Source organism: Pseudonocardia sp. EV170527-09 (genome assembly GCF_008369905.1).
In the GTDB taxonomy this organism is placed as follows: Bacteria; Actinomycetota; Actinomycetes; order Mycobacteriales; family Pseudonocardiaceae; genus Pseudonocardia.
This window is the reverse complement of the sequence record NZ_VRMC01000050.1, coordinates 38,382-44,596: the sequence shown is the minus strand read 5'-3', so window position 1 is coordinate 44,596 and position 6,215 is coordinate 38,382. Positions and strand designations below refer to the sequence as shown.

Here is a 6,215-nt window from a genome sequence, read left to right as displayed (position 1 = left end):
ACCGCGTGCACGGTCGAGGCGGCCATGCCCAGGCGCCCGGCGATCTGGACCGGGCCCAGCCGGTGCCGCCAGCGCAGCCGTACGATTCGCCGCACCAGACCGACACGGGTCTTCGTCGGTGAGGACCTCGGCCGTGAGCTGCGGTCGGCCATCCCCGCCGGCCCCTCGGCCCGGTAGCGGTCGGACCACTTCTTGGCGGTCCGCGCGGAGACCATGAACATTGTCGCGGCCGCGGTGTGGGTCCAGCCGTGCTCGACGACGAGTTGAGCGAGCCGCAGCCGGGCGCGCGGGGTCAGAGCGGCGTTAGCGTGGGACACGAAGGCCTCCGGTGGGTGAAGCGGTTCCTCGACAGCTCCACTTCACAACCGGAGGCCTTCGTCTGTCAGCCAGACTCACCGCCCCCGGACGGGACAACCTCCCTGGACATCACACGTAGGCGGTCTCCTCCAGGAACACGAGCAGCTCGCGCATGCCCTGGCCCGCACCGCCGTAGGCCTCCGGGGCCGCGATGCCGACCCAGCCCAGCTCGGCCATCTTCCGGTACAGCTCGTCGGAGTGGGCGTGCCGGCCGCCGTCGGTCAGCTCGTCCCGGCGCTCCTTGGAGCCGACCTCCCGGCGGCAGAACTCGCCGATCGCGGTGGCCAGGGCGGTCTGCTCCTCGGTCAGGGTGACGGGCATCAGATGACTCCTTCGTCGTGGTGGGTCCACATTCCCGTGCGGTCCAGGTGTGCGAGCAGCAGGTCGCGGCCGTCGAGGACGTGTCGGCGCATCGCAGCCCGTGCCGCGTCCGGGTCGGCGGCGCCCAGTGCGTCCAGCAGGACGACGTGCGCGTCGACCGCGCCGGTCCGCCAGGCGGGCGAACCGGTGTAGAAGTGCGCCGGCAGGTAGTGCGACGAGCGCCCCACCAGCCAGGCGAGCTTGCGCGACCCCGCCGACCGGTTGATCTCGGCGTGCAGCCGGTGCTCGGCGGACACGAGCGGGTCCAGCTCGGCCGGGTCGTGGGTCTCGGGGGTGCGTTCGCACAGCCGGGCGATCCGGTCGGCGAGCTCGCGCAGCGGTGCGAGGTCGGCGGGGGACAGTCGCTGCGCGGCACGCGCGGCCAGCGTCCCGGTCAGGTCGGCCTGCACCTCGAACAGGTCCGCGACGTCGTCGCGGGTCAGCTCGGCGACGACGAACCCGCGCCGCGGCACCGCGTGGACCATGTCCTCGGCGCGCAGCGACTGGAGCGCCTCGCGGACCGGGGTGTGGCTGACGCCGAGGTCGGCGGCGATCCGGTCCATCCGCAGGAAGGTGCCCGGTCGGAGCTCGCCGGACAGGATGCGGTCCCGCAGGACGAGCGCGATCCGGTCGGGCAGCTGGGGGGTGCGACCCGGTGAGAGGTCGAGCACGGAGTCGGCCGTCGACACGACGACTATCATATACGATTCTGTCGAACCTGCGTCACCGACGACCGAGGGAGAACGACGTGCCAGGTCAGAGCTCTGCCGAGGACTTCCGGCTCACCGACATCCTGGCCGATCCGGCCCGTGCGGACCTCGTCGCGCTGTCGGTCGACGGCGTCGCCACGACCTACGGCGAGCTGGAGCAGCGGGCCGGGCGGACCGCGGCGGCGCTGCGCGACCTCGGCCTCGGCGCGGGGGACCGCGTCGTGTGGATCGGGAAGAACCGGCCGGAGTTCCTGGAGCTGCTCTTCGCCGCCCCGCGGATCGGCGCCGTGTCGGTCCCGCTCAACACCCGGCTCACGGAGGCCGACCTGCTGGCGCTGGTCGACGACGCCCGCGCCGGGCTGGTGGTGCTCGGCCCGGACTTCGCAGGGCTGCGCGGGGCGTTCGGGGAGCGGCCGGTCGTCGTCGTGGGGGAGGACCACGCGGCCTGGCGCGATGCCGCGACCACCGTCCTGCCACCGTCGCCGCCCGCCGGATCCGGCCCGGACGACACGGTGCTGCAGCTCTACACGTCCGGCACCACCGGCCTGCCCAAGGGTGTGCTGCTCGCGCACCGGCAGTTCAGCGCGCTGCTGCTCGCCGCCGGGCACTGGTCGATCGACCACACGTCGTCGGCGCTGGTCGCGATGCCGCTGTTCCACATCGGCGGGGTCGGCTACGCCCTGGTGTGCCTGGCCGCCGGCGCGCGCTGTGTGCTGGTCGCCGACATCGTCCCCGGCCCGCTGCTCGACACGATGACCGACGAGCGTGTCACGAACGCCTTCCTCGTCCCCGCCGTGCTGCAGATGCTGTCCGCGGTGCCCGGTGCCGCCGACCGGGACTGGTCGGCGCTGCGGTCGATCGCCTACGGTGCCTCGCCGATCACGGTCGGCGCGCTGCGTGCGGTCGTCGAGACCTTCCGGGCGCCGCTGTTCCAGGTCTACGGCGCGACCGAGACCACCGGTGCGATCACCCAGCTCGATCCGGCCGACCACGACCCGGACGGCCCACGGGCACACCTCATGCGCTCGGCCGGGCGGCCCTACCCGTGGGTCGAGCTGACGATCGTCGACCCGGCGACCGGCCGTGTACTCGGACCGGGCGAGGTGGGAGAGGTGCGGATCCGCTCCGACCAGGTCACAGCCGGCTACTGGAACCGGCCCGAGGACACCGCGGCCGCACTCGGCGACGACGCCACGCTGCGCACCGGCGACGGCGGCTACCTCGACGCCGAGGGCTATCTGTTCCTCACCGACCGGATCAAGGACATGATCGTCACCGGCGCGGAGAACGTGTATCCGATCGAGGTGGAGAACGTGCTGTCCGATCACCCCGACGTCGCCGACGTCGCGGTGATCGGGGTGCCCGACGAGCGCTGGGGCGAGGCGGTGAAGGCCGTCGTCGTGCCGCGGCCGGGGGCGACGGTCGATCCGCAGGCGCTCATCGAGTGGTTGCGGCCACGGATCGCCGGCTTCAAGCGGCCCCGTTCGGTCGACGTCGTGGAGGCGTTGCCGCGCAACCCCAGCGGCAAGATCCTCAAGCGCGAGCTGCGCGAGACCTACCGCAAGGCCTTCACCTGACCGAGATCATCGGTTAGCCTCGCCTCAGTACCGGTGAGGGAGGGCTTCCATGTCTCTGCGTCTGCCGACCGGCAGCATCACGGTGCTGCTCGGACCGTCGGTGCAGCGTCGCCGCACGATGAACCGGCTCGACGACGCGAGTGGTCGGTGCGCGGACGGGCACGATGCCGTGGTGCGCAGGCTCGGCGCGCGGGCGACCGAGTCGGCGGCCGACCGGTTGGCGTCGGTGGAGGCGGTCCGTCGGGGCCCCACCGCGATGGTCCTCGCCGACCGCCTGACCGACGGTCTCGACGCGCACGACCGCAGCACGGTGCTCTTCGCGCTGCGGTCGGTCGCCGCGGACGGGGTCGCCGTCCTCGTCGACGACATCGACCCCGTCGCGGCCCTCGCCGTGGCCGACGGCGCGTTGCGCGTCGACGAGCGCGGTGAGGTCCGGATGGAGGAGCTGGCCTACTTGGCCTCGTAGGTGAGGCAGTCGGCGGCGTCGGCGCCCGCGCCGATGTTCACCGACGACGCGGTGCACTCGAGCTTCTCGTTGAACCGACAGTCCGAGCGGTGGCAGGCCCCGACGAGACCGTTGCCGCTGCCACCGCGGAACGAGATCTCGACGAAGGTGCCGCAGTGGGCGTGCTCACCGGAGATCGTGATCGCCCCCGCACCGCAGCTGGAGTCGGAGTTGTAGGAGCAGCTGGTGGCGGCGCACTGCTGAACCTGGGGCATGTCCTGAGCCGTGGTCATGGCGGTCAGGTTGTCGGGGTCGCGTGCCGCGCGCCAGGCAACAGAGGCTCGCCTGACCGGCGGTGCGGGCCGCCTCACTTGCGCCCCCGACCTGGGCGTTCGCTGCGGCACACCTCTCAGTCGAGTGATGCGAATCACATTGCGCGCCCGTCGGATGGGTGATCCGCGGGGGTCGTGGAGATGGCCGGACGATGGCTGGCACCTGACGGCCGGCCTGCGCCGATCCACGGACGCGAACCGTGGCGCGGTGACGCCCGTGGTCAGGCTGTCGCCGGGCGTGGAGCGGTCCGTCCGGCGCCGTAGGTGAGGCGGCGCAGCAGGGCCTCGGCCGGGCCCCGTCGGCCGGCGCGGTCCAGGGCGGCGGCGATGACCACGGTGGCCACCCACGTGGCGACGGCGACGGCGGCGGCCGTGGCGGCGCCGAGTCGGCCGCCGAGGTCGAGCAGCGCCGGCTCGGTGGCGACGAACCACACCGGCGACTGCGCGATGTAGAAGGTCATCGACCGGCGACCGCAGGCGACCAGCGCGTTCGTGACCGGTCCGCGCCGCTGACCGAGCCGGTCCGCGACGAGGGCGATCGCGGCCATGTAGGCCAGCCCCCCGGCGACCCTGGTCGCCGCGAACGTCGCCTCGGCCAGTGCGCCGGCTGTGGCCGAGCCCGGGGTCCACACACCCACCGCCTGCAGCGCGACCGGCTGTGCGCCCAGCACCGCGATCGGGAAGCCCACCAGCACGACCCGGGTCAGGAGCCGCCGGAAGCGGGCGGGCTGCTCGAGCAGCCGCATCCGGCCGGCCCAGACCCCGATCAGTACCGCGGGCGCGACGCTCAACCCGGCCAGGGGCAACACGGCGAGTGCGGACGTGCGCAGCACCATGCTGTCGAGCAGGGTCGGCCCGACTGCGAGCGGAGCATCCGCGGTGACCAGCTGGAGGGCGGTGGCTGCGGCGATCCCGAATGCGAGCGTGACCGCGAACACCGTCCACAGTCGGCCGCCCGACCAGGTCACCACCCCGGCGAACAGCAGGGCGAACACGCCGTAGGAGCCGATGATGTCACCGCTGTAGAGCAGGACGACGTGGGCGATGCCGAACACGATCAGCCAGGCACCGCGCCGGCGGATCAGTCGTCGTGCGTTGGCCGGGTCTCCGCCGGGGCCGGTCTGTCGCCGGGTCATCTGCACGAGGCCGTAGCCGAACAGGAGTCCGAACAGGGGTGCGGCCCGCCCGTCGACGACGGAGGTCAGGAGCCACTGGACGGCGATGTCCACCGGTCCGCCACCGGCAGGCCTGGCGAGCAGGTTGCCGCCCGCGTGCAGCATCCGGGAGTGGGCGAGGGCGATGAGCAGCAACATCACCCCCCGCGCCAGGTCCGGCGCCAGCAGGCGCTCGGAGACCGGTGTCGGCGAGACCCCACCGACCGCGGGCCGACCACGTCGCGACATGGAACGGAACGGTATGGACCCAGCCGGTGCCGCACATCGGTCCGCAGGAGGGCTCCGCTCCTCCGGAGGGCGGAGTGTGCGTCGCCGTTCGACCCGTCCTCCGGAGGACGGAGCCGTGCGCGACGGTCGAGCGGCGGTGGGCGATGATCCAGTCTCCGGACCCGGTGGACCGTGCCCGGAGAGGGAGGCGACGTGGACGAGGACCTGATGGGCCGGCTGATCCGGTTCGCCGACCTGACCGCCTGGCCGGCGTTCGCGGCGCTCGGGGTGCAGGAGGAGTCGATCGACCGGCTGCTCGCGACGACCGCGGGCCTGGACCCGTCGGCCGTCGCCGGGGTGCGTGCCGGGCTCGCCGCACGAGTCCGGTCCGCGGCGCGGGCACTGCGGAACGAGCCGCCGGTCGCCGACGGGCTGCACCGGATGGGGCTGCGTCCGGGCGAGCGGGTCGTGGTCGTCGGCGACTCCCTGTCCGCCGACCGGCTGAGCTGGGCACGGCTGCTCGCCGAGCTGGTCCCGATGGTCGAACCGGAGACGACGGTCGAGGTGCTCGCGCTGTCCGGCCGGACCAGCTCCGAGGCGCTCGCGCTCGGCCCGGTCCTGGTCTCCCGGGTGCCGACCCGGGTGCTGGTCATGCTGGGCACCAACGACATCCGCCGGGAGGGTACGACCACCGGGATCCGGATGGTGTCGATCAGCGAGACGGCACGGAACCTGCGGGCGCTGCGCCTGCTGCTGGAGACCGAGAGCGGCGCCCGGGTGCGGTTCGTCGTCCCGCCGCCGGTCGACCCACGTCGGGTGGCCGCCACCCGCGAGCTCACCGGCGAGTGGTGGGACCCGGCCGACGTCCCCGGGCTCGTCGCGACGGTCCTGGAGGTCGACCCGGATGCGGTCGACCTGTCCGGGATGCCGGTGCGGCCCGACTTCTGGGAGGACGACGGTCTGCACCCCAGCCCGATCGGCCAGGTCGCGATCCTGCGGGCGGTGCTCGCCCGGATCTGACCGGAGCGCCCGTTCCCGCCCCCCCCGGCCGG

General features: G+C 73.3%; 8 protein-coding genes. 3 read left to right on the top strand and 5 right to left on the bottom strand.

Features of this window, described 5'->3' with window-relative positions; all coding sequences use genetic code 11:
- The 3 genes from FVA95_RS16835 to FVA95_RS16825 all read right to left on the bottom strand — a co-directional run.
- Positions 1-317, bottom strand: a 317-nt coding sequence (locus FVA95_RS16835; protein ID WP_149664620.1) for a leucine zipper domain-containing protein, incomplete at its 3' end; no start/stop codon positions are given.
- 109 nt (positions 318-426) lie between these two features.
- A complete protein-coding gene (locus FVA95_RS16830; protein ID WP_240051547.1) occupies positions 427-678 on the bottom strand; it encodes an acyl-CoA dehydrogenase family protein in 252 nt (83 codons plus the stop codon).
- On the bottom strand, positions 678-1,406 hold the full coding sequence (locus tag FVA95_RS16825) for a GntR family transcriptional regulator (RefSeq protein ID WP_020624915.1): 729 nt from the start codon (positions 1,404-1,406) through the stop codon (positions 678-680). The genes FVA95_RS16830 and FVA95_RS16825 overlap by 1 nt, the downstream gene beginning before the upstream one ends.
- Positions 1,407-1,465: 59 nt before the next feature.
- On the opposite strand from FVA95_RS16825, the gene FVA95_RS16820 reads away from it, so the two are divergent.
- Both FVA95_RS16820 and FVA95_RS16815 read left to right on the top strand, forming a co-directional pair.
- Positions 1,466-3,004 carry a long-chain-fatty-acid--CoA ligase gene (locus FVA95_RS16820; RefSeq protein ID WP_149665068.1) on the top strand — a complete coding sequence of 513 codons (1,539 nt, stop codon included), beginning with the start codon at positions 1,466-1,468 and terminating at the stop codon, positions 3,002-3,004.
- A gap of 49 nt (positions 3,005-3,053) precedes the next feature.
- Complete coding sequence (locus tag FVA95_RS16815; protein WP_149665067.1) at positions 3,054-3,470, top strand: hypothetical protein; 417 nt, start codon at positions 3,054-3,056, stop codon at positions 3,468-3,470.
- Here FVA95_RS16815 and FVA95_RS16810 read toward each other — a convergent pair.
- Positions 3,455-3,742, bottom strand: a complete 288-nt coding sequence (locus FVA95_RS16810) for a DUF1540 domain-containing protein (protein ID WP_043279421.1) — start codon at positions 3,740-3,742, stop codon at positions 3,455-3,457. The two genes, FVA95_RS16815 and FVA95_RS16810, sit on opposite strands and share 16 nt — an antisense overlap.
- Before the next feature lie 260 nt (positions 3,743-4,002).
- The gene (locus FVA95_RS16805) at positions 4,003-5,184 is read right to left on the bottom strand and encodes a DUF418 domain-containing protein (protein ID WP_149665066.1); all 1,182 of its coding nucleotides are present in this window, start codon (positions 5,182-5,184) and stop codon (positions 4,003-4,005) included.
- 192 nt (positions 5,185-5,376) lie between these two features.
- Here FVA95_RS16805 and FVA95_RS16800 point away from each other — a divergent pair, with 192 nt between their 5' ends.
- The gene (locus FVA95_RS16800) at positions 5,377-6,183 is read left to right on the top strand and encodes an SGNH/GDSL hydrolase family protein (RefSeq protein WP_075308556.1); all 807 of its coding nucleotides are present in this window, start codon (positions 5,377-5,379) and stop codon (positions 6,181-6,183) included.
- Positions 6,184-6,215: the final 32 nt, after the last annotated feature.